Origin of the sequence: Lentibacillus amyloliquefaciens (assembly GCF_001307805.1) — a bacterium.
GTDB classification, from domain to species: domain Bacteria; phylum Bacillota; class Bacilli; order Bacillales; family Amphibacillaceae; genus Lentibacillus; species Lentibacillus amyloliquefaciens.
The window spans coordinates 2,707,126-2,731,472 of sequence record NZ_CP013862.1 but is presented as its reverse complement, the minus strand read 5'-3'; the positions used below and the strand labels follow the sequence as shown (position 1 = coordinate 2,731,472).

Below are 24,347 nucleotides of genomic sequence, written 5' to 3'. Positions count from 1 at the left end.
TGGTGAATTATATCAAAATATCATATGAAAAACAAGCATTCGAGAGATCCTGATTTGTTATATCACTGTATTCTTTTTGAAAGGCTCTTTTCGTAAAATTTGTTGTTAACTAACTTTTGTAGTTGATATAAACAGCGACGTAAGTACTATGTTGATTTCCGTTCCGGGCAGTCGCGCACCTTAGGGCAACGATTCAGCCTCCTCGGAAGCAAAATGCGCTTCCTGCACTAACTTACACCTAAACTTACTTCGCAGTATATGGAAATCCATAATCTTTTAAAAAGCAACCATATGAAAAAGCCTAAACATTAAACCGGAAGTGGATAACGTCGCCGTCCTGGACGATGTATTCTTTGCCTTCGAGGCGGACGTTGCCTTCTTCCCGTGCTTTTACCATTGTTCCAGCGCTTATCAAATCTTCGTAAGAGACGGTTTCCGCGCGGATAAAACCACGTTCAAAATCTGTATGGATAATACCTGCTGCCTGTGGTGCTTTCATCCCTTTACGGAATGTCCATGCACGTACTTCTGGTTCACCTGCTGTAAAGTACGTTCCCAGCCCCAATAAGTTGTAAGAAGCTTTAATCAGCTGGTCCAGTCCGGCTTCTGCAATTCCTAAATCATCGAGAAACATTTCTTTCTCTTCAGCATCCAATTCCGCAACTTCTTCCTCTATTTTGGCACAAACAACAATAACTTCAGCATTTTCGCCCGCCGCGTATTCTCTTACTTTTTGTACTGCTTCGTTTGACTCCGGGTCTGTAACATCCTCTTCACTCACATTGGCTGCATATAATGCCGGTTTGCTTGTAAGCAAATGAAGATCTTTCACCAGCTTCCACTGTTCATCCGATAATTCCAGTGCACGAGCTGGCTTTTCCGCTTCAAGTCCTTCTTTTAGCACCTCAAGCAGATTATACTCCGCTACAGCTTCTTTATCTTTCTGTCTTGCCATTTTTTCAACCCGCTGAAGCCGTTTATTAACGGTTTCGAGATCTGCCAGTATTAGTTCCAGGTTAATGATTTCAATATCATCAAGTGGATCCACTTTGCCTGAAACGTGGGTGATATTATCATCCTGGAAACAGCGGACGACCTGAACAATAGCATCCACTTGGCGGATATGGGACAGAAACTGGTTGCCCAGCCCTTCTCCTTTGCTTGCACCTTTCACAATACCGGCAATATCGGTGAATTCAAATGTTGTCGGGATTGTTTTTTTCGGGTTTACCAATTCAGTTAATTTATTTAAGCGATCATCAGGAACTTCCACAATCCCCACATTCGGATCGATTGTCGCAAACGGGTAGTTTGCTGCTTCAGCACCCGCTTGTGTGATGGCATTAAACAGAGTTGATTTGCCAACGTTCGGAAGTCCGACGATTCCTGCTGTCAAAGACATGTCAACTTTCACTCCTTAAGGATTCCATTCATATGAACGCGTCAGTCATACCAATTATAGATACAAGCTTTTAAAATGACAAGCAAATAAAAAGCCAAAATGGGCATTTTAAAATGCTCATTTTGACAAGGTTATGCCAGATAATTCGCTTTTGCTGTTTCCGGTGGTATATAAAAAGAATAAATAATACCACTGAAAACTATTTTGGACAAATTTTTAAGCTTCGGCCTTATCGATGATTTTTTTCATTTTTTTCGTGAACTCTTTTCGGGGAATCATCACACTATGATTGCATCCCAAACATTTTATCCGGATATCCATCCCCATTCGGATAATTTTCCAGCGGTTTTCTCCGCATGGATGCGGTTTTTTCATTTGGACAATGTCATTTAAACCGAATTCCTTGTCTGCCATACCTTTTTCCTCCCTTACATTTCCCGCTCTGGATCAATCTGCAGTGAGTCAGGCTCCTGGTTTCGTGAATACATGATAAGACGTGGTGCAGGAATCTGGATACCCTCTTTATAAAGAACTTCTTTAATCTCTTTACGAATGTTTCTGGAACCTTTCCATTGGTAGGAAGGCAACGTTTCTGCAATCACCCGAAGAACAAAATGGGACGTATCCAATACTTCCACCCCGAAAATCTCAGGCACTTTAACAATTTCTTCATATTTATCAGGCAGTGTCTTTATAACGTCTCCAATAATATTTTCGGCGGTCTCAACGTCATTCTCGTATGGAATATTGACGTCGACTATAGCAAGTCCGTTGTGAACCGAGTAATTGGTCACCTGAGTCACATTACCATTTGGAATGACAAACTGTTCGCCTGTCCAGCTTTCTATTTTAGTGGTGCGCATTCCAATTTCCTCTACGTACCCTTCAGAACCTGCTGTTAAAATGTAATCGCCGACTGAGAATTGATCCTCAAATATAATGAAGAAGCCTGAAATAATGTCCCGTACAAGGTTTTGTGCACCAAAACCAATGGCGAGACCTGCCACACCGGCACCTGCCAGCAAAGCACCAACATCAAAACCAAACGCCCCATCCAGAACCATGATAAACGCAATGAAATAAACAGTATATTTCATTGAATTTTGGATAAGCTTCTTAATCGTCACTTCGCGTCTTTCCGTAATGCGCAGAGGCCCCCGGGATCTGCTGTCAAATATTCGGGTAACGACATTGTTTCCAACCCGAACAATAATCACAGCTATTACCATAATCAGAATGGCTTGTAAGATTGCTGTTGCGATATTAACCCAAAGTTCAGGTCCTGTTATATACTCCCATAATTCATTCATTTGGTTATTAAGAAAATCCACTATTATACCTCCGTCATGTTTCTATAAATAATTTTACAATAACCTCTTAATTATGGAAAGAAAAGCGACATTATGGATGCTTCATTGTTTTATTCCACAACGGGTACAAAAGTAATCGTGTTAATACATACAAATTCAAAATACCGTATACCGGATAAATATAATTAATCAGTGTGGAAAAACCAACTGTTGTCAAAGGCACCATGGCAACCACAATCAATGCTGCGAGCAGCCATATCGGAGCGTTCCACATACTTTGCAGGCGGGAAACCATTCCCAGAATTCCGGAGGCAGCTGTCGTAAAAATAGCAAACCATAATAAGATTGACATAAAAATAAGTATCTCAACCGGATAATGATTCAAAATGGCAAATAATGGAATTTCGTATAATAAAAGTTCGTCTGCAATTTGTATCAGGCTGCTGTTATAAATAAATGAGATAGTGCCTAATATCAGTCCGCTTCCAATCGCAGCTATGTATATTTCTGTTTTTGTTCTGACCTTATTCCCTATTGCTCCCAATACAGCAATCAGCGGCAGGATGTTCAATGCCGTAAAAGGAAACGCTGCTGTCCAATTACGCTGTCCGTCCAAATGGGACAGCATGTTGATGCCCTGATCATTCATAAATAACAATAATATATAAAGCAGTCCGCCAAGCAATAAAGGCAATACGAGCTGATTCATCGCCAGGAATCCACTGATATCCTTCAAAAATAAAAAAATTAAACTAATGGCTATAGCCAGAACCCCCCACCAATAGGAGAGATTAAATGCTTGTCCGGTTGCACCGCTCCCAGCAATCATGATCACTGTGGTGGTAGATAAATATAAAAAAATCATGACATCATATACTTTTGTCAGCCTGTCCCCCACAATATCACGGAGCACGGGCAAATAGTCGCTTGATTGCTGATTAAAGCTAACATCCATTATGACATAACAGCATATCGAAAAAAATATAGTAAACAGCAAAATGGCCAGACCACTTTCATGTCCGAAAAATTGCCACAGCTCTCTGCCGGATGCATAACCCGCTCCAATAGTTGTGCCAATGATCAAAAACATCCATTTCAGACCAGCTTGAAACATAGCTTCTCCTCCATTATAATGCGTGTTCAAAAAGGAGGATAACAAGGACCGAGAAGTTTCATAGGCGGCGCCGTTTCGAGCAGCGTAATGTATGTCTTTAGATACATAAGCCGCGGAGAAACAAGCCAACTAGAAACACCGATGTGTTATTGTTACCGGACTTTTTGAACAGCCACTTATATTTATCCACGTATAGTTTGATAATATTTTCCGTATACTAATACCAATATGTTTGTGGAGGATAAGCTATGAATCTAATGAATCGTTTCATTACAAAAAATGAAAAGCTAAAACTCAAGTTTACAGATCCAACTCTTTTGGAACAAATGAACGAGCGAATTCTTTCCTGGCTGCCGTCAGAACCGCACGAATACATTATTATTTGTATTGGAACAGACCGTTCAACGGGGGATGCGCTTGGCCCTTTAATTGGTTCCTTTTTATCTGAAATGAAACCTAAGCACTTACAAGTCTATGGCACATTGCCTGATCCGGTTCATGCCATCAATATAGAAGACAGGATGAAGGAGATTTTCAAGAAGCACCGTTATCCCTATATCATAGCCATTGATGCTTCGTTAGGCAAAACTGAATCAGTTGGTCATATTATCGCCGATGTTGGATCACTCTACCCCGGCGCGGCATTGAATAAAAAACTTCCCGCCATCGGGGACATCCATATTACCGGTGTTGTCAACATTAGCGGGTTTATGGACTATGCTATCTTACAAAACACAAGACTTTCAATTGTTGTCGAAATGGCACAAATCATTGCTGCTTTACTGGCAAAAATCGATCAACAATTAACCGGTGCTGAATCACGCCCTTCACAGAAACTAAACACTAATAAAAAAATCCCGGATCCAGCTTCATCTTCTCAGAATTCAGAAGCCAGAAGTCAGACTTGAAGAAATCGGAGAATTTACACCTGAAATGATATATATTCTGATCTTATAAAAAAACTATTAACTTGATTGTTTTCTATAAGGATAGGTTATGAATGCAAAATCATAGACCGCGGCACACTTTAATTATTCATTAGTGAGATGGTTTCTGATTATCATTAAGGGTTTAAAGATGCTTCGGCAATATGTTTGGTGATCCTTGTTTGCAAGCGCTTTCACTGAAGCAGCAACCCAAGTCGAAGCTTTCCTTTATCCTGTGGGACCGGCAGGCAAGTTCACGACGTCAATAGCCAGCGATCTGTGCGTCGAAACTAAGAGGCCAAGCAGCAAAGCAACAAAGAATGCTAAAAGAGCCATTAACTCTTAGAATAACAAATAGATATAATAGACAATTCCCACTGTCAAAACAGACGGTAGCAAGTTCCCCACTCTGATTTCGATAACTTTCAATAGATTGAAACCGATCGCCACAATCATTAAACCGCCCACAGCGGTCAATTCACCAATAAGACCATTTAACATCTCTTCGGGTATCCACTGATTGATTTGCGTTGCAAGCAGCGCGATCGACCCTTGATAAAGGACAACGGGTACGACTGAAAATATAACACCAAATCCAAGTGTCGTCGTTAAAACTAATGCCACGAAACCATCAATAACACCTTTTGTTATGAGCACTTCATGATCTCCACGGAGCCCGCCGTCCAGTGCACCAATGACTGACAGGGCGCCTATCACAAATACGAGGGAGGCTGTAATAAATCCTTGTGCTACACTAATATCGTCAGTTGAAGCGGTGAACTTTCGACCGATCCAATTGCCCAGACGATTAAGCCCTTCTTCCAGATGTATAAACTCCCCGACAATGGCTCCCGTCAATAAACTTAACAAGACGACAATAATGGCTTCTGTTGATAACGCCATTTGAAGACCAATCAGGATAACCACCAAACCGATCCCTTGCATGACGGTTTCCTTATATTTTTCTGGAATATTTGTGAAAAATAATCCGATGAGGCTGCCTATTATAATACAAATACCATTTACAATTGTCCCGAATAAAGCCATAAGTCCATCTCCATTTTGATAGTCTCTATAGAAGTTTATACGATTCTGTGATTTCTTGAATTGCCTCTAAAAATTGTTCCACTTCTTCATCTGTGTTATATATGCCGAGACTCGCCCTGACAACGCCCCGATCAGCAGTATTCAGTGCTTCATGTGTTAATGGGCTGCAATGAAGGCCTGCTCTGACAGCTATATCATAATGAGAATCAAGCACCATTGCTATTTCCTGTGAAGGCACATTCAGAACATTGAACGCCACAATCGGCATGTGTCGTTTTTCTTCGTCAATCTCATAGCAGTTCACACCATCAATTTCCTTCAACCCTTTTGCAAGTCTTTGGCATAAAATTGTTTCACGTGGAACATTTTTGTTTTTTCGTTCTTCATAACACCTTAAAGCAGCATTTAATCCGGCAATCCCCGGAGTGTTCAAGGTTCCTGCCTCTAATCTTTCGGGCCACTGTGAAGGCTGATCAGGTATTTCAGAGAAGCTGCCTGTGCCGCCGTGATTGATTGGGTTTAAATTGATGTTACCATTCACCAGAAGCATACCGGTGCCTTGTGGTCCCAATAAGCCTTTATGCCCTGGAAACGCAAGCATATCGATATTCATTTCCTGCATATGGATTGATAGATGGCCGGCAGTTTGCGAAGCATCAATCAATATTGGAATATTATTTCTCTTAGCAACTGCAGCGATTTTTTTAATTGGAATAACACTGCCCGTTACATTGGAAGCATGCGTCATTGCAATTAATTTTGTCTTATCGGTTATGGATTGCTCTACTTGTTTGATAAAATCTTCAGCTTCATTGTTCCATGACAAATACGTAACATTCACTCCATATTGACTCTTTATGTATTCAAGTGGCCTTCGTATTGAATTATGTTCGAAGTTAGTTGCAATGACATGATTGTTCCGCGACCAGGAAAGCCCTTTTATTGCCTGGTTCAATGCTGCTGTTGCATTTGAAAAAAACAATGCCTTTTTAGGATTATTTATGCCAAACAATCTGGCAGCTGTCTCGCGTGTTTCTGCTACGATATCAGCAGCCTTGTTTGCCAGACGATGACTCCCTCTTCCTGGGTTAGCCCCTATGTCATTGACAGCATGCACCATTGCTTCTCCAACTTCCGGCGGCTTAGGAAATGAAGATGCAGCCTGATCAAAATATATCATATCTTCCACCCCTGGTATCTGATTATATAAGAAAAAAAGACTGACTATATTGGCATACAAGTTAAGTCAGTCTCCCGTTTTCATTGTAAATCACCGTTGTTTAACTACTTTTCCAATGACTCCATGATACGTTCAAGATCTTCATTTGAATAAAATTCAATTTCAATTTTACCTTTGCGTTTCCCTTTATTAATTGATACGGCAGTTCCGAGCCGGTCCTGCAGAACAGATTCTCTTTCCTGCAAGAAGATATCTTTTTTCGGTTTTTCTTTTTTCTTTTTAGGCTTTTCATTCATTTCAATTATAATTTGCTCGACCTGTCGCACATTCAGGTTTTCACGACGTATCTTATCAACGAGCGGGATTACTTTATCCTCTTGTTTCACACCAAGTAAAGCCCGTCCGTGTCCCATTGATAATTCACCATTATTGATATGCGCTGTCACTTGGTCAGGCAAGGAAAGCAGCCGCACAATATTGGCGATATGTGATCTGCTTTTGCCTAATCGCCTCGATAGTTCATCCTGTGTTACACCAAGCTCATCCATTAAATTTTTATAGGCATGAGCTTCTTCAATAGCTGTCAGATCCTCCCGCTGCAAGTTCTCCAGCAAGGCGACTTCCATCATCTTATCATCTGTTAAATCTTTAACAACAGCTGGCAGTGTTTCCAATTCCGCTTCTTTAGCGGCACGGAAACGGCGCTCACCCACAATAATCTCATAGCCTTTAATGCTTTTTCTGACAATTAATGGTTGTATAATTCCGTATTCCAAAATCGAATCTTTCAATTCTTCAATCGCATCCGCACGAAATGTTTTTCGAGGCTGATAAGGATTAGGCCGGCACTCATTCACCGGAATCTCCTGAATGACCTCATCACCCTTTTCTTCTAATTCAGGGGGGAAAAACGCATTGATACCTTTACCCAACCCTTTCGCCATTATTTATCACTTCCTTTGCTAATTCGAGATATACTTCAGCACCCTTTGATTTAGGGTCATACGTGATAATCGGTTCTCCATGACTTGGCGCTTCGCCTAAACGAATATTTCTTGGGATGACAGATTGATAGACTTTATCCTGGAAGTACTTCTTAACTTCCTGAATGACTTGAATACCAAGATTTGTTCTTGCATCAAGCATTGTGAGCAATACGCCTTCAATCATTAATGTCTTGTTTAAATGTTTTTGCACCAATCGTATTGTATTTAATAGTTGGCTTAATCCTTCAAGAGCATAATACTCACACTGTACCGGAATCAGAACTGTATCTGATGCTGTAAGAGCATTAATGGTGAGCAACCCTAAAGAAGGCGGACAATCAATGATGATGTAGTCATATTCATTTTTTAAACTTTCCAGTGCTTTTTGCAAACGAATCTCACGTGAAATTGTCGAAACCAATTCTATTTCAGCACCTGAAAGCTGAATTGTGGCAGGTATTATGTCTAAATTGACGACTTCTGTCGGCACACAAACTTCTTCGGCAGGCAAATCTTCAACTAAAACGTTGTAAACACATTGATCCATATCGGCTTTGTTCACACCTAAACCGCTCGTCGCATTGCCTTGAGGATCAATATCGACAACTAAAACTTTATGATTCAAATGAGCAAGGCCTGCGCTCAAGTTTACCGCTGATGTTGTTTTTCCTACGCCACCCTTTTGATTTGCAATGGCCATAATTTTTCCCATGCTGTCACCTACCTAACATCTATACTTATAATTCTACCACTTTTTTTTAATATGCGGCTATAAAAAATGGTTTTTGACTTAAAAGTTATACTAACTTCCCAAAAGACGATTCTGTATCGCAGTTTCTATCAATCGATGGTTAAACGAGCAACAAAGCTCTCGAAAAGAACCTAAAACAATCAGGATTTAAAAACCACCCATCTTGTGTTTCAGGCTAAGATGAATGGTGTTTTAACATAATATAATACTATATATCAGTTCTTTTTTGGTATTTTAATTGTTATTTGATAAAAATCATCAAGGTCTTCTTCATTTGTTTCCACATCAATTCCTGTATCAGAAACCATATTTAAGGATTGACGAATCGTATTCATAGCAATCCGTACATCTTTATTGACACCTTTTTGTTTAGGCGTTTTTTTGGCTGGTTTTTTATCAGGCTGGTTCATTTTTTCAATATGTTCTTCGGTCTGTTTCACATTCAGGTCTTTATCCAGTATAAGTTCCAGCACTTTCAATTGACTCTCCGGATCATTTATTTTAATTAATGCTCTTGCATGTCTTTCGGTTATCTGTTTATTTAAAATCGCCGTTTGAACTGCTTCCGATAGTTTTAACAGCCTGATTTTATTGGCAATCGTGGATTGATTTTTTCCCAGACGTTGTGCCAGTGCTTCCTGTGTCAAGGAATGAAGTTCAAGTAATCTTGCATAAGCGTTTGCTTCTTCAATGACCGTTAATTCTTCACGCTGCAAATTTTCAATTAAAGCAACGGATGCAATTTCTGTGTCTGTCATCCCCCGAATGATTGCAGGGACCTTTTCCCATTCAAGTGATTGCGCTGCACGCCATCTGCGTTCCCCCGCAATTAATTCATATTTATCTTCATCCTCAAGTTTGCGGACGATAATTGGCTGAATCATACCATGTGTGTGTATCGTCTGTGCCAATTCTTCTATTTTTTCCTCATTAAATACTGCTCTTGGCTGGAATCTATTAGGCTCAATCTTTTCAATTGGAAGCTCGGTAACTTCATCCGGATTGTAACTTTCTTCATCCTGAGATGCATCATTTTTACCGCCCATGCCAAAAATTCGGTTTAATGGACTCGCCACTCCCAAACACCACCTTTGCATTCAAGCTCTTACCGAAGTGAATCATTATACTGACAAAAAATAAAATGTTTCACGTGGAACATTTTTCTCTAAAATCTATTTTTTTAACCCTTGTGCCATATTTCCATTGATGACACCATCAAGTGTGAAAGATGAACAAGGAGAAACGTGCAGAGAAAATTCTATAATCATTCTATCATATAAATCACTTAATGAGTATTAAATTATCGTCATAAGTGGAACTTCATCAAGAAAAATATTTTTTGACTTCTGAATTTTTAAATTTAAACAAACTGCCGGAGCCATTAAATCAATGGGCTTTTATTCGGCACTCCCGGTTTCCTCGGGTATCTATTAGAAGTTGTACGCTTCTTATGTATCTTAATTATGGAACGTTCACTTTTTTCTTCAGGTAATTCAAAAGCGTGTGTTACATCCAGTTGGCCGCCTAATATTTCAATAGCATGTTTAGCATCATTTAATTCATCATCAGCTTTTGATCCTTTCATCGCCAAAAACAAACCATGTTTCCGTGTCAGCGGCAAACATAACTCACTTAACACAGACATTCGGGCAACAGCTCTGGAAATAACAATATCAAATGTTTCTCTAAATTGTTTATTTTTACCGAATGTTTCGGCCCTGTCATGATAAAAAGCAACATCATGAAGTTCCAGCCGAGCAGCTAATTGGTTTAAAAAATTGATCCGTTTCTGCAATGAATCAACAATCGTAATTTTTAACGCCGGGAAACATATTTTAAGCGGGATACTGGGAAAACCAGCCCCAGCACCCACATCACAAATTGATAAGTTTCCGGAAAAATCATGATAAAAAGCTGCCGAAACAGAATCATAAAAGTGTTTTAAATAAACATCTTCTTCTTCTGTTACAGTGGTCAGATTAATTTTTTTATTCCACTCCACCAATATCTGATAATAATCTGCAAATTGCTCTTGTTGCTTTTCATTCAATTCGATGCCTTGTTCACGTAAGGCCGATACAAACTGTTCCGGTTCCATGAATAACTTATCCCCTTAAATTAATTAGCTACACGAGCAATTTTGCCCTGTTCAATATAAACAAGCAGAATGGACACATCAGAAGGATTGACCCTGCAATACGTGATGCCTGCCCTACTGAAAGCGGACGAACTTTTTTAAGTTTTTCTCTCGCTTCGTAGGCAATGCCATCAATATCATCGTAATCAATGTTGTCCGGAATTTTCTTATTCTCCATTTTAAGCATTTTGTCCACTTGTTCATTTGCCTTCTTAATATACCCTTCATACTTGATTTGAATTTCGACCTGCTCTTTAACGATATATGGCAGACTGTTATCGCGTTCGATGACATTTTCAAGCATTTCATAAGTGACTTCAGGGCGTTTTAGCATATCATAAGCTTTAACCGCTTCTTTCAATGGTGACCCATTCACACTTTTGAGCATTTCCTGAACAGGTTCTTCCGGTTTGATGATGATTTTATTGAGTCGTTTTTTCTCTTGCTCGACAAGACGTTTCTTCTCTATAAATTGTTCATAACGCTCATCAGTTATCAAACCATAGTCATGAGCGATTTCAGTTAAACGCATATCAGCATTATCATGACGCAATAATAGACGATATTCCGCACGGGAAGTTAAAAGACGATAAGGTTCTTTCGTTCCCTTAGTAACCAAATCATCAATCAGTACACCGATATATGCCCGGGATCTGTCCAGAATCAATGGCTCTTTGCCGAATATTTTAGCGGCAGCATTAATTCCAGCCATAATCCCTTGCGCTGCTGCTTCTTCATAACCGGATGTTCCATTGATTTGTCCCGCTGTAAAGAGCCCTGGAATATTTTTCAATTCCATTGTTGGCCAAAGTTGCGTCGGGACAACTGCATCATATTCTATTGCGTAACCACCGCGCATGATTTCAGCATTTTCAAGTCCCGGTACAGTTTTGACCATCTCATGTTGAATATCTTCCGGCAGTGAGGTCGAGAGTCCCTGAACATATACTTCTTCTGTATCTCTGCCCTCAGGTTCAAGGAAGACCTGATGACGCGGTTTATCATTAAATCTCACAATCTTATCCTCAATTGACGGACAATAACGCGGGCCTGTACCACGCTTCATACCGGAATACATAGCAGATGAAGACAGATTATCGTTAATAAGCTGATGCGTCACTTCATTCGTATACGTCAGCCAGCATGGAATCTGATCTGTAATATATTCCGTTGTTTCATATGAAAAACTTTGCGGCTTTTCATCACCAGGCTGAATTTCTGCTTTCGAATAATCTATCGAATGGCTGTTCACCCTTGGTGGTGTGCCTGTTTTGAAACGGGTAATATCCAGTCCAAGGTCTTCAAGGTTTTCAGAAAGTTTAATGGATGCCCGCTGATTATTTGGACCACTCTCATATTCAAGATCACCCATTAATACTTTACCTCGCATAAACGTGCCTGTAGTAATAATGACCTGGTTTGCGTAGTAAGCGGCTTTCGTTTCTGTAATAACCCCTTTGCATGCGCCATCTTCCATAATCAATTCATTGACCATACCCTGTCTCAGTGTCAAGTTTTCCTGATTTTCCAGAACATGTTTCATTTCTTTTATATAGAGCGGTTTGTCCGCTTGTGCTCTTAAAGCTTGAACAGCCGGTCCTTTCCGGGTATTCAGCATGCGCATTTGGATGTGAGTTTTATCAATCACTTTGCCCATAACACCGCCAAGTGCGTCAACTTCCCGAACGACAATTCCTTTAGCCGGTCCGCCTAATGACGGGTTGCATGGCATAAAAGCGACCATATCAAGGTTCAGTGTCAGCATCAATGTTTTCGCACCCATTTTGGCTGCAGCAATACCAGCTTCCACACCTGCATGACCGGCACCAACTACAATAACGTCATAACGCCCTGCATTATATACCATTTTTTCACCCTTTCTAATTTTCGTGGTATACGTTTGGAACTTCTCTTATAAAACTGATTAGAATTCAATTATTTCCCTAAGCAAAATTGTGAAAACAGCTGGTCAATCAGGCCGTCACTGGCAGTGTCTCCAATGATCTCACCCAAAAATTCCCACGTGCGGGTAACATCGATTTGGACAATATCTAGCGGCATTTCCATTTCAAGACTTGCCATTGCGTCTTCCAATGCTTGTTTAGCTTGTTTAAGCAATTGGATATGACGGATGTTGGAAACATAAGTCATGTCCCCGGTATCGATATCACCTGCGAAAAACGTATCTGCAATGGCTGATTCCAGTTCATCAATCCCTTCTTCCTTAATGAAAGAAGCTGAGATGACCGGCTTGCCTTCAGCCAACTGATTCACTCTATCCATATCAAGCTTTTGCTCTAAGTCAGTTTTATTGACGAGAACGATATAATCAAGTCCCTGAACTGCTTTAAACAGTTTTTCATCTTCTTCTGTCAGTTCATCGTTATAATTTAAAACAAATAAAATAAGATCGGATTCTTCCAAGACCTGATGTGAGCGGTCTACGCCGATTTTTTCAACAATGTCTTCTGTTTCACGGATTCCTGCAGTATCAACGAGCCGCAAAGGAACACCGCGGACGTTCACATATTCCTCAATCACATCACGGGTTGTTCCGGGAACTTCCGTTACGATTGCTTTATTTTCCTGCACCAGTGTATTCATCAATGATGACTTGCCGACGTTCGGCCTTCCGATAATTGCCGTCGATAATCCTTCGCGAAGAATTTTTCCTTGCTTGGCTACTTCGAGCAGATGTTCAATCTCAGCATGAACTTCTTTTGATTTCTCACGCATTACCTCATGTGACATTTCTTCAACATCATCATATTCAGGATAGTCGATATTCACTTCAACATGTGCGACAGTCTCAAGCAACTCCTGCCTGAGCCGGCCAATCAACTCAGACAGCCGTCCATCCATTTGTTTCAGAGCAACAGACATCGCTTTATCCGTTTTAGACCGGATCAGGTCCATCACAGCTTCTGCCTGGGATAAGTCAATACGTCCATGCAAAAATGCCCGCTTGGTAAATTCACCCGGCTCAGCGATACGTATACCCCGTTCAAGAACAACTTCCAGGACTCTGTTCACTGCGACCATGCCGCCATGACAATTGATCTCAACGATATCTTCGCGTGTGAATGTCTTCGGCGCCCGCATAATGGTGACCATCACTTCTTCAGCAGCATCATTTGTTTTAGGATCAATTATTTTTCCATAATGAATCGTATGTGAATCGGCTTCGAGGAGATTCGTTCCTTGAAACAATTCAGCCGTCACACGGATGGCTTCTGATCCGCTCAGCCGCACGATTGAAATGGCACCTTCACCCATCGGTGTTGATATCGCCGTTATCGTATCTGTCTCCATTTATCTCACCTCCATCATACCCTGTATTTTTCATCTATATTCAACGTATTTATTGTTCGGTCAACAATATAATAGAATATCACAAATTCAATTAAAAATAAACTTATCCACAGTGTTAATATTATACATTATAAAATCCTCTTATCCACATGTGGGTAAAAGGATTTCTTAAATGCAATCATTTTTCGGTCAGTCCTTTCTTTTTTAAACGAAGACTGTTTACAAAAAACGGTTCTCTTACTATTCTTAACCTCACAGTTGATGTGAAATACAGCGTATTATGAACAATGTGTGAGTGCTATAATACCGCTCCGGAAAAACACTCCAGCTTTCCGCGGGCGGCTGATGAGCCTCCTCGCGCTGGCGCGCTGCGGGGTCTCATCTATGCCTTTATTCCCGCAGGAGTCTGGAGTGTATTTCCTGCGCTCAAAACGGCTTTCTGTTGCTTTATTAGATATTTTTATATCAACACCACGCAACCATGGAGAAGCTGGGATATGCGAGACTCCTGTGGGACAACGAGCTTTTGTAGACCCCGCATGGCCCGCGAGCGAGGAGGATCGTGGTGAACTCACTCAAAAGCTGAGTAATTCTGAGCTGCGTCGCCAGAGAGCTTTTCCAAATAATCAAATAAGACTTTACGTCGCAGTTTAGGAATTTTGAGTCAAAAAACAACAACCTATTAGAAAACAGCTTTTCAAAAAGATTGTCGTTAGATAGCCTTACTAAACAATACAAAATCTGACTCTCTACTGCTGCAGTAAAGTAATAAAGAATCCGACAAAAGCCAACAAAAAAACCTCCGTTTTCAGGAGGTTTTCATTTAATATTTATTATGGCGTTATGACGATACGGCGGTGAGGTTCTACCCCATCTGAATGGGTCGAAACCTGATCATTCTGCTGTAATGCATTATGAATGATCTTACGTTCAAAAGCCGGCATAGGATCAAGCGCAACATGTTTGTCATATCGCAATGCTTTATCGGCCATTTTATGAGCCAATGCTTCCAGTGTTGCCTTCCTTCTTCCACGATAGCCTTCAGCATCAACTGTGACACTGTAGTACTGACTGCCATCTTTATTTATTGCAAGATGGACTAAATATTGGATAGCATTCAATGTCTGGCCGCGTTTTCCAATCAAAACGGCAATCTTATCACCGGATAAGTCAAAGGTTACATGGTTTTCAGAGACTGTCGTGGAGACATCAGCTTGTACATTCATATTTCGAGTAACATCTTTTAAGAATGCTTCTGCTTCTTCTATTTGATTTTTCACCATTGAAACCTTTACAAATGCCTTCTTTGAACCAAATACACCCAATAATCCTTTCTTGCCTTCATCAATCACTTCAACTTCAACATGGTCTCTTGTGGTGTCTAACTGCTCTAATGCTGATTGGACCGCTTCTTCAACCGTTTGTCCACTAGCAGTTATTTCTCTCACTTTTTGTCTCCCCCATTTTTATTAGCATTCATCATTGGTTTACGAATGAAAACCGTTTGGGCAACCATGAATACGTTACCTACAACCCAGTATAGCGCTAATGCTGCCGGGAAGAAAAATGCAAAGACTGTAATCATGATCGGCATGACATACAGCATGACCATCATTTGCGGATTTTGTGCCGCAGGACTTCCCGCCATCATTAATTTTTGCTGGAAAAATGTTGCTCCACCGGCAATCAGCGGTAAAACGTAGTCCGGTGAGCCCAGTTCAAACCATAGAAAAGTATGCGTCTGAATTTCCGGCGTACGCATAATGGCATGATACATGGCAATCAAAATCGGCATTTGCACAAAGATTGGCAAACAGCCCGCCAGCGGATTTACACCATGCTTCTGGAATAACTGCATCGTTTCCTGCTGCAGTTTTTGTTGTGTATTAGCATCTTTTGACGAATACTTCTGTTGCAGTTCTTTAAGTTCCGGCTGTATATCCTGCATTGCCTGGGAACTTTTAAGCTGCTTAACATTTAATGGCAAAAGTATCAAACGAACAATTATCGTAACAAGTATAATTGCCAAGCCATAGTTTTCATTGAATAACTCAGCAAAATAAGTAATCACTTGGGACAGCGGCCATACAAAATATGAATTCCAAATGCCCGTACTTTCGGGACTAATCGGTTCATTTATTTGCATACAGCCGGAGAGCAGAGCCACTAACCCAATCAAGGCAGCAACCAGCCAAACCTTTTTACGCAATTTATTTCCTCCTAACAAGCAAAAAAACATATGTATAAAATCTAATAGCTATTTTACCATTAAATCAATAAAAAATTCCATATATAATCAAAAAGTGCGGCTATTTTTTGATAAGCAACCCTTTTTTGTCAACAAATGCACTAAACTTTTCTTCACTTGATGAAAATCCATCTGTCGTGTCGGATAACGGGCAATGATTATAATATCCTTTGTTGGTCTGACACTGTCTTCCAACTCCAGAAAGGCTTGGCGCAGATAACGTTTTATCTGATTTCGCATAACAGCATTGCCTATTTTTTTCCCGACAGATAATCCAATACGAAAGTGCTTCTGGCCAGGCTTCTCTATATAGTATAGAACAAGCTGCCTGTTTGCAAACGACTTGCCATTTTTAAACACATATTGAAATTCCTCATTATCCTTTATCCGATATCTTTTTTTCAACACGATCACCTTCAGAAAATAACTTTTCCGCAATAGTGGAAAAAAGACCACTGATAATGTCAGTGGTCTAAGCAGACAATACTTTTCTTCCTTTACGGCGACGGCGCTTCAATACCATGCGGCCGTCTTTTGATTTCATGCGAGTGCGGAAACCGTGAACTTTTTTCCGTTTACGGTTATTTGGCTGAAATGTTCTTTTCATTTATCATACACCTCCCTGAGGAATTACAATCACCTAAATTACAATTACAATAATAAGGCAGTCCAAGACATTATAATGAAAAACGAATAGCTCTGTCAACTTCCTCCCTAAAAAAATTATCCACAATTGCTTTTGAATTAATTTTTTATACTTTTTCTCTTGTGCACAACAAAATCGACAATTTACTCACAAAATATAGTGCCGTGGATAAACTTTGTCTACAACTGGTTGAATTTGTGGATAAGTGTCGAAAACCCGTTGCGCAATGCACTTTTTTTTGGTATTATGTTTATGTTCTATCATGTGTATAACATATTCACCTCTCATATTTTTCCACAACTTGTGGATAATGTGTGGATATATATTCACACCTCTGTTCATCAAGTTATCAACAAAAATGTGGATAGCGTTTATAACTTATTTATAATGATGAGCTGACTAAATTTATCGTCCACAACCATATACGCACATTTTTTTTAACAAAAAACCTTTCCTTTAGTTATTTATGCCATGAATGACCGGGAAAGGGTTTTTCTATCATCTATCACATCTGAAAGGGGTGAGTGGATTGGAAAACATTCAAGATTTATGGGATATGACGTTGGAAAAGATTGAAGAAAAAATTTCAAAACCTAGCTTTGATACCTGGCTGAAAAATACGAAAGCCGATTCATTGAAAGAAGATACATTGACCGTCATGGCACCAAATGAATTTGCCCGTGACTGGCTGGAAGGAAGATACACAAGCTTAATTAATGATATTTTACTTGAAATAACCGGAGCCAATCTCTCTACTAAATTTATTATCCCTGATTCCCAAGAACCGGAAAATACCGCCATTCAAACACAGAAAAAAGTGCCTGCCGGAAACAATAACGGTACAAGCGATCAAACCAAAACCATGCTGAATTCCAAATATACGTTTGACACATTTGTTATCGGATCCGGCAACCGTTTTGCCCATGCTGCATCACTGGCAGTCGCGGAAGCTCCCGCAAAAGCCTATAATCCGCTGTTTATTTATGGTGGTGTCGGTCTTGGCAAAACACACTTGATGCATGCAATTGGCCACTACGTCCGGGATCATAGTCCTGAAGCAAATGTGGTCTATCTCTCATCGGAAAAGTTTACGAATGAATTCATTAACGCCATCATGGATAACAAAGCAACGCAATTCAGAAATAAATACCGTAATATCGATATTCTATTAATTGATGATATTCAATTTATAGCGGGAAAAGAATCGACACAGGAAGAATTTTTCCATACCTTTAATGCGCTGCACGAAGATAATAAACAAATTATTATCTCAAGTGACCGGCCGCCAAAGGAGATACCGACACTTGAAGATCGTCTGCGGTCCAGATTCGAATGGGGACTTATTACAGATATCACCCCACCTGATTTGGAAACACGTATCGCCATTCTATCCAAAAAAGCCAAAGCAGAAGGGCTCGACATTCCAAATGAAGTGATGCTGTATATCGCAAATCAAATCGATACCAACATTCGTGAACTTGAAGGCGCGTTAATCCGTGTCGTCGCTTATTCTTCTCTTGTCAATCAGGATATAGATGCATCACTTGCAGCGGATGCGCTAAAGGATATCATCCCGAACAATAAGCCGCGAACCATTACGATTCACGGCATTCAACAAGCTGTTGGAGAAAAATATAAAGTGAAACTGGAAGACTTTGCAGCTAAAAAACGGACAAAATCAATTGCTTTCCCTAGACAAATCGCCATGTACCTGTCACGGGAACTAACTGATTTTTCCCTGCCTAAGATTGGTGAAGAATTTGGCGGAAGGGATCACACAACAGTGATTCACGCACACGAGAAGATTGTAAAGCAGATGGAAAGTGATACACTCCTGCACCGGGAAATTGAAGAATTAAAAGAGCAGCTGAAATCTATTTAGTTATAAACATGTGTATAATGTGAATAAACGGACCATACTTATGAACATTTTTTCCACATGTGAATAACTTTGATTTCGCCAAGTTCTTTGAGATATCCACATAATCACAGGCCTTATTACTGTTACTATTATATTTTATTAATAAATAATATATATATACCCAATACCCAAAAAAGGAGATCAAATTTCATGAAATTTATCGTTCAGCGTGACAAGTTAATTGCTAGTGTGCAAGATGTCATGAAAGCTATTTCCCCCAGAACAGCTATTCCAATTCTGACGGGACTCAAACTTGAAGCAGCATCAGATGGCATCACGTTAACAGGAAGTGACTCAGATATTTCAATCGAATCATTTATTCCTGCTGAAGAAGATGGCATAGTGAATGCAGAGCATATCGAAGCAGGAAGAGTTGTTTTACAAGCACGCTATTTTTCAGAAATTGTGCGCAAACTGCCTGAAAAACAAGTCGAAATCGAAACAGATGAAAATTTTAACGTTACAATCCAGTCCGGAAAAGCAAAATTCAACCTAAATGGACAAGATGCCAGCGAATATCCACAGTTGCCGACAATACAAACTGAAAACAGTTTCGAACTCCAGTCTGATTTACTTAAAAATTTAATTAAACAAACCGGATTTGCTGTCTCAACGATGGAAACAAGACCTATTTTAACCGGGGTTAATATTAAAATTGAAAATGAAACATTAATTTTCACGGGAACTGACAGTCATCGTCTTGCTTCAAGAAATGTGCCGCTTGAGGGTGTGCAACTTAATCTTTCCAATATCGTTGTGCCCGGGAAAAGCTTGAATGAACTAAATAAAATTCTAGATGACAATGATGAAAAAGTTGAAATCAATGTCGCCAATAATCAAATTTTATTCCGGACAAAACATTTGAATTTCCTGTCACGGCTTCTCGATGGTAATTATCCGGAAACTTCCCGGCTGATTCCGGACAAAAGCCAAACAATCATTCACGTGAAAACGAAAGAATTAAGCAATACGATTGACCGTGCATCGTTGCTTGCAAGAGAAGAACGGAATAATGTTGTTAAACTGACGACGAAAGAAAATAAACTGTTGGAAATTACGAGTAACTCACCGGAAGTTGGTCAGGTAGCCGAGGAAGTTTCCATTCAATCGCTTGAGGGTGAAGACCTTAAAATCTCATTCAGTTCAAAATACATGCTCGATGCATTAAAGGTAATGGAAAATGATGAGGTGACCATTGAATTCACCGGTGCTATGCGGCCGTTTATCATTAAACCGTCCGGTGATGATTCAATGCTTCAACTAATTTTGCCTGTCAGAACATATTGAACAAAAGTGCAAGTGCCCGTTTAGCAACGTACAAACTGGAGCATTCCGCAATGAGATAAGGGAGACACGACGAATGTAGTGAGTCGATGTTGACTAATCGTAGTAGAGGAGTGTGAAGTTTGATAGTTGCTGAGCACTTGAGCCGGACGTCACTTTTCATGCACAAAGCAGATTTGATAAAAAAATTTTATACTTTCTTGACCTCTATTTAAAAAAACTAAAAGCTCACATTAATCCATCAGGACTTCAGGCTGATGGATTTTCTTATATGTCATATTATCGCTGTTTAAGTAACATTCCTTTCTTTAACCCTAAATCTTTAGTAAAATAGATAGGAAGTACAAGTGACCGTTATTATTATTGGGAAAAGTTTGGTGATTAATTTGCAGGAACCTGAAAAAGTCATGATCGAAACTGAATACATTCCTCTGGGGCAATTTATCAAACTGCTTAATATACTTGATTCCGGCGGCATGGTGAAAGCATTCCTACAGGATGAAGGTGTATTTGTAAATGGTGAACGTGAGCATAGAAGAGGCAGAAAACTCTATCCGGATGATGTTGTTGAGATGGAAGACATCGGCACTTATATTGTCACGAAAGATCACTGACGGGGAATTTTTAATGAATATCGAACACTTACAATTAAAAAATTATCGGAATTACAACGAACTTGATATTACATTCGACGATAAAATTAATATGATCATCGGTGAGAATGCTCAAGGGAAAACCAATCTCATGGAAGCCATCTATGTTCTTGCTTTTTCGAAATCCCATCGTACACCCAGAGAAAAAGAACTTATCCAATGGGAGCAGGAGTATGCTAAAATAGAAGGCAGGGTTAAAAAGCGAGAACAATCATTCCCCCTTGAAATCGTATTGTCAGCCAAAGGCAAAAAAGCAAAATTAAATCACATTGAGCAAAAAAAGCTAAGCGAATATATCGGCGCTTTGAACGTTGTTATATTCGCACCTGAGCATTTAGCACTTGTCAAAGGCGCACCACAGATGAGAAGACGTTTTATCGATATGGAACTCGGCCAGATACAACCGACATATATTTATCATCTTGGCCAATATCAAAAAATATTAAAACAGCGAAATCACTTACTGAAACAGTTACAGCGCTTTGAAAAACAGGACAAAACAATGCTCTATGTGCTGACGGAGCAGTTGAGTCAGCATGCGGCCATATTAGTGGAGCGGCGGTTTATTTTTCTTGATTTGCTGCGTCAATGGGCGAGTCCGATCCATCGTGGCATAAGCCATCAAACGGAGAAACTGGATATCTGCTATTCATCGACGATAGAGGTATCAGAATCAGCTGATAAGGCAAAGCTGGAGAGTATCTATACCAATAAATTCCATGAATTGCAGGAAAAAGAGATAGACCGCGGGACAACGTTAATCGGACCCCACCGGGATGATATGATGTTCTATGTCAATGATAAAGATGTACAGACCTATGGATCCCAGGGTCAGCAGCGAACGACCGCCTTATCGGTTAAATTGGCAGAGATAGAGCTTATATATAATGAAGTCGGTGAATACCCGGTATTGCTTCTTGATGATGTTTTAAGTGAATTGGATGACCACAGGCAATCCCATTTATTAGACACAATCAAGGGAAAAGTCCAAACGATTGTGTCCACAACTAATATTAATGGGGTCAATCATGAAACGCTTCATGAAGCACAGTTATACCGGATTGAGAATGGTAAGGTCGTTACATGATGGGGAGGGATACGATGTTTATTCATATAGGCAATGATAATGTCATCCAATCAGGAGATGTCATTTCCATCATTGATCATGGAGTGGTGACCTCATCCGGCACCATGGATAAAATGATCAAAAACAACACTAAACAGAAAAAAGTTTTCGGTCCAACTGACGAAGCAAAGTCAGTTGTTGTTACGAATGATCAGATTTATTTCAGTTCGTTGTCAGTCTCAACGTTAAAAAAACGCGCAAGCATGATCTCAACAATTAGTAAACTGGATGACTATTCAGATGAAATTGAATAAGTGAAGTATATTGTTGAACAACACTTAAAAATATTTTCAAAGTATATGAAAACTTATGCCTTTCAATTTGGCTGAGTTTTTGCAGGAAACGCAGGTGAAAAAATGTCCGCAGAAGAAAGAATTACAGGAAATCAAGCATACGGTGCCGACCAGATTCAAGTGCTGGAAGGACTGGAAGCAGTACGAAAAAGGCCCGGAATGTACATCGGTACAACAAGTGAAAGAGGGCTTCATCATCTTGTATGGGAAATTGTCGATAACAGTATAGACGAAGCACTTGCAGGTTTCTCTGATAAGATTCAAATCATTATCGAGAAAGATAACAGTATCACTGTCACGGATAATGGCCGCGGCATCCCAGTTGATATCCAGAAAAAAACCGGCAGGCCGGCGCTTGAGGTCATCATGACAGTATTGCACGCAGGTGGTAAATTTGGAAGCGACAGCTATAAAGTTTCCGGCGGGCTCCATGGTGTAGGTGCCTCAGTGGTTAATGCCCTTTCCAGCCATCTTGATGTCTATGTTCACCGTGATGGAAACATTTATTACCTTGGCTTTGAAAAAGGTGTGCCACAAGGGGAAATTGAAACAATTGGCGAAACGGAATTTACCGGCACAAGAACCCAATTTAAACCTGATACGGAAATTTTTACAGAATCAATAGAATTTGACTTTGATACACTTGAACAGCGTGTGCGTGAGCTTGCCTTCTTGAATAAAGGAATCACGATTTCGCTCGAAGACAAACGGACAGATGAGGATCCGGTTGAATATCATTACGAAGGCGGCATCAAGTCATACGTTGAATATATAAACCGCAATCGTGGTGTGTTACATGAACCATTTTATTCTGAAGTGGAAGAACAGCAAATTATGGTTGAAGTCGCCATTCAGTACAATGATGGATTTGCCAGCAGTATTTTTTCCTTTGCAAACAATATTCATACCCATGAAGGCGGGACACACGAAGCCGGTTTTAAATCAGGACTTACACGGGTGATTAATGATTATGCACGCAAAAACGGCATGTTCAAAGAAAATGATCCAAACTTAACCGGTGACGATGTGAGAGAAGGCTTGACCGCAATAATTTCGATTAAACACCCGAACCCGCAGTTTGAGGGACAAACAAAAACAAAGCTTGGAAACAGTGAAGTGAAAAGAGTAGCGGATTCAGCATTCAGTGAGAGCTTTTCCAAGTTTTTGTTTGAGAATCCGGACGTGGCTAAAGTCGTGGTCGAAAAAGGATTAATGGCATCGCGTGCGCGAATTGCAGCGAAAAAGGCACGAGAGTTGACCAGACGCAAAAGTGCGCTTGAAGTGTCAAACTTGCCCGGTAAGCTGGCAGACTGTTCCTCAAGGGACGCAAGCATCAGTGAACTGTATATTGTTGAGGGCGATTCCGCCGGCGGTTCAGCCAAGCAAGGACGGGACAGGCATTTTCAGGCTATCCTGCCATTACGCGGGAAAATATTAAACGTTGAAAAAGCACGTTTAGACAAAATTTTATCCAATAAGGAAGTACGGGCAATGATTACGGCTCTTGGAACAGGGATTGGCGAAGAGTTTGATATAACGAAAGCCCGTTACAATAAAGTTGTCATTATGACGGATGCGGATGTTGATGGTGCGCATATCCGCACATTATTGTTAACCTTTTTCTATCGTTATATGCGTCCTTTAATTGAACATGGCTATGTCTATATCGCTCAGCCGCCATTGTATAAAATTCAGCAGGGTAAAGCAGCACATTATGCCTATGATGAAAAAACAATGGAGCAAATTCTGGAAGAACTTCCGAAATCTCCAAAGCCGGGACTCCAGCGCTATAAAGGTTTAGGCGAAATGAATGCAGAGCAGCTCTGGGAAACAACAATGGATCCCGAAACACGGACGTTGCTTCAAGTAGGGCTGACCGATGCAATAGATGCAGACCATATTTTTGATATGCTGATGGGTGACAAAGTGGAGCCGCGCCGAAATTTCATCGAAGAAAACGCTCAGTATGTTAAGAATCTTGATATATAGAAAAACATTCGGACAGAAAACA

Annotated in this window: 22 protein-coding genes and 1 pseudogene; 7 read left to right on the top strand and 16 right to left on the bottom strand. The window is 40.2% G+C overall.

Going from position 1 to position 24,347, the window contains the following annotated elements; translation table 11 throughout:
- Positions 1–301 precede the first annotated feature (301 nt).
- The 4 genes from ychF to AOX59_RS13815 all read right to left on the bottom strand — a co-directional run bounded on the left by ychF (position 302) and on the right by AOX59_RS13815 (position 3,826).
- Entirely contained in the window at positions 302–1,402 is a 1,101-nt protein-coding gene (gene ychF / locus AOX59_RS13830; RefSeq protein ID WP_068446428.1) for a redox-regulated ATPase YchF, read from the bottom strand.
- Positions 1,403–1,618: 216 nt separating this feature from the next.
- Entirely contained in the window at positions 1,619–1,816 is a 198-nt protein-coding gene (locus AOX59_RS13825) for a DUF951 domain-containing protein (RefSeq protein WP_068446426.1), read from the bottom strand.
- 14 nt (positions 1,817–1,830) lie between these two features.
- The gene (locus tag AOX59_RS13820) at positions 1,831–2,733 is read right to left on the bottom strand and encodes a mechanosensitive ion channel family protein (RefSeq protein ID WP_082684212.1); all 903 of its coding nucleotides are present in this window, start codon (positions 2,731–2,733) and stop codon (positions 1,831–1,833) included.
- A 70-nt stretch (positions 2,734–2,803) separates the two neighbouring features.
- The gene (locus tag AOX59_RS13815; RefSeq protein WP_068446424.1) at positions 2,804–3,826 is read right to left on the bottom strand and encodes a YkvI family membrane protein; all 1,023 of its coding nucleotides are present in this window, start codon (positions 3,824–3,826) and stop codon (positions 2,804–2,806) included.
- Between the two features lie 248 nt (positions 3,827–4,074).
- On the opposite strand from AOX59_RS13815, the gene yyaC reads away from it, so the two are divergent.
- On the top strand, positions 4,075–4,734 hold the full coding sequence (gene yyaC, locus AOX59_RS13810; RefSeq protein ID WP_068446422.1) for a spore protease YyaC: 660 nt from the start codon (positions 4,075–4,077) through the stop codon (positions 4,732–4,734).
- 360 nt (positions 4,735–5,094) lie between these two features.
- On the opposite strand, the gene AOX59_RS13805 is transcribed toward yyaC, so the two are convergent.
- The 12 genes and pseudogenes from AOX59_RS13805 to rpmH all read right to left on the bottom strand — a co-directional run bounded on the left by AOX59_RS13805 (position 5,095) and on the right by rpmH (position 17,020).
- A complete protein-coding gene (locus AOX59_RS13805; protein ID WP_068446420.1) occupies positions 5,095–5,799 on the bottom strand; it encodes a DUF554 domain-containing protein in 705 nt (234 codons plus the stop codon).
- A gap of 25 nt (positions 5,800–5,824) precedes the next feature.
- The gene (locus tag AOX59_RS13800) at positions 5,825–6,979 is read right to left on the bottom strand and encodes an aminotransferase class V-fold PLP-dependent enzyme (RefSeq protein WP_068448363.1); all 1,155 of its coding nucleotides are present in this window, start codon (positions 6,977–6,979) and stop codon (positions 5,825–5,827) included.
- Between the two features lie 104 nt (positions 6,980–7,083).
- Positions 7,084–7,923, bottom strand: coding sequence for a ParB/RepB/Spo0J family partition protein (locus AOX59_RS13795; protein WP_068446418.1), 840 nt, complete (start codon positions 7,921–7,923; stop codon positions 7,084–7,086).
- Positions 7,904–8,677, bottom strand: coding sequence for a ParA family protein (locus AOX59_RS13790; RefSeq protein ID WP_068446415.1), 774 nt, complete (start codon positions 8,675–8,677; stop codon positions 7,904–7,906). Before AOX59_RS13790 ends, AOX59_RS13795 begins: the two co-directional genes overlap by 20 nt.
- A gap of 254 nt (positions 8,678–8,931) precedes the next feature.
- Positions 8,932–9,792 (bottom strand): nucleoid occlusion protein, encoded by an 861-nt coding sequence (noc, locus tag AOX59_RS13785; protein ID WP_156418705.1) that lies wholly within the window; start codon positions 9,790–9,792, stop codon positions 8,932–8,934.
- A gap of 305 nt (positions 9,793–10,097) precedes the next feature.
- Positions 10,098–10,814, bottom strand: coding sequence for a 16S rRNA (guanine(527)-N(7))-methyltransferase RsmG (gene rsmG / locus AOX59_RS13780; protein WP_068446411.1), 717 nt, complete (start codon positions 10,812–10,814; stop codon positions 10,098–10,100).
- Positions 10,815–10,834: 20 nt separating this feature from the next.
- Positions 10,835–12,720: pseudogene (gene mnmG, locus AOX59_RS13775) on the bottom strand (tRNA uridine-5-carboxymethylaminomethyl(34) synthesis enzyme MnmG).
- A gap of 68 nt (positions 12,721–12,788) precedes the next feature.
- Entirely contained in the window at positions 12,789–14,165 is a 1,377-nt protein-coding gene (gene mnmE, locus AOX59_RS13770; protein ID WP_068446409.1) for a tRNA uridine-5-carboxymethylaminomethyl(34) synthesis GTPase MnmE, read from the bottom strand.
- Between the two features lie 833 nt (positions 14,166–14,998).
- Complete coding sequence (gene jag / locus AOX59_RS13760) at positions 14,999–15,613, bottom strand: RNA-binding cell elongation regulator Jag/EloR (protein WP_068446405.1); 615 nt, start codon at positions 15,611–15,613, stop codon at positions 14,999–15,001.
- On the bottom strand, positions 15,610–16,374 hold the full coding sequence (spoIIIJ, locus tag AOX59_RS13755; protein WP_068446403.1) for a YidC family membrane integrase SpoIIIJ: 765 nt from the start codon (positions 16,372–16,374) through the stop codon (positions 15,610–15,612). The genes jag and spoIIIJ overlap by 4 nt, the downstream gene beginning before the upstream one ends.
- An 87-nt stretch (positions 16,375–16,461) precedes the next feature.
- Entirely contained in the window at positions 16,462–16,818 is a 357-nt protein-coding gene (gene rnpA / locus AOX59_RS13750) for a ribonuclease P protein component (RefSeq protein ID WP_068446401.1), read from the bottom strand.
- 67 nt (positions 16,819–16,885) lie between these two features.
- The gene (gene rpmH / locus AOX59_RS13745) at positions 16,886–17,020 is read right to left on the bottom strand and encodes a 50S ribosomal protein L34 (RefSeq protein ID WP_068446399.1); all 135 of its coding nucleotides are present in this window, start codon (positions 17,018–17,020) and stop codon (positions 16,886–16,888) included.
- Positions 17,021–17,588: 568 nt separating this feature from the next.
- Here rpmH and dnaA point away from each other — a divergent pair.
- The 6 genes from dnaA to gyrB all read left to right on the top strand — a co-directional run bounded on the left by dnaA (position 17,589) and on the right by gyrB (position 24,325).
- Positions 17,589–18,941, top strand: coding sequence for a chromosomal replication initiator protein DnaA (gene dnaA / locus AOX59_RS13740; RefSeq protein WP_068446398.1), 1,353 nt, complete (start codon positions 17,589–17,591; stop codon positions 18,939–18,941).
- Positions 18,942–19,130: 189 nt separating this feature from the next.
- Entirely contained in the window at positions 19,131–20,267 is a 1,137-nt protein-coding gene (gene dnaN, locus AOX59_RS13735; RefSeq protein WP_068446396.1) for a DNA polymerase III subunit beta, read from the top strand.
- Between the two features lie 404 nt (positions 20,268–20,671).
- A complete protein-coding gene (yaaA, locus tag AOX59_RS13730) occupies positions 20,672–20,878 on the top strand; it encodes a S4 domain-containing protein YaaA (RefSeq protein WP_068448361.1) in 207 nt (68 codons plus the stop codon).
- A gap of 13 nt (positions 20,879–20,891) precedes the next feature.
- Positions 20,892–22,004: a DNA replication/repair protein RecF gene (gene recF / locus AOX59_RS13725; protein ID WP_068446393.1), complete on the top strand. Its 1,113-nt coding sequence runs from the start codon at positions 20,892–20,894 to the stop codon at positions 22,002–22,004.
- A 14-nt stretch (positions 22,005–22,018) separates the two neighbouring features.
- Positions 22,019–22,297 (top strand): extracellular matrix regulator RemB, encoded by a 279-nt coding sequence (gene remB, locus AOX59_RS13720; RefSeq protein ID WP_068446391.1) that lies wholly within the window; start codon positions 22,019–22,021, stop codon positions 22,295–22,297.
- Between the two features lie 102 nt (positions 22,298–22,399).
- Entirely contained in the window at positions 22,400–24,325 is a 1,926-nt protein-coding gene (gene gyrB, locus AOX59_RS13715) for a DNA topoisomerase (ATP-hydrolyzing) subunit B (RefSeq protein WP_068446388.1), read from the top strand.
- The last annotated feature ends 22 nt before the right edge of the window (positions 24,326–24,347 follow it).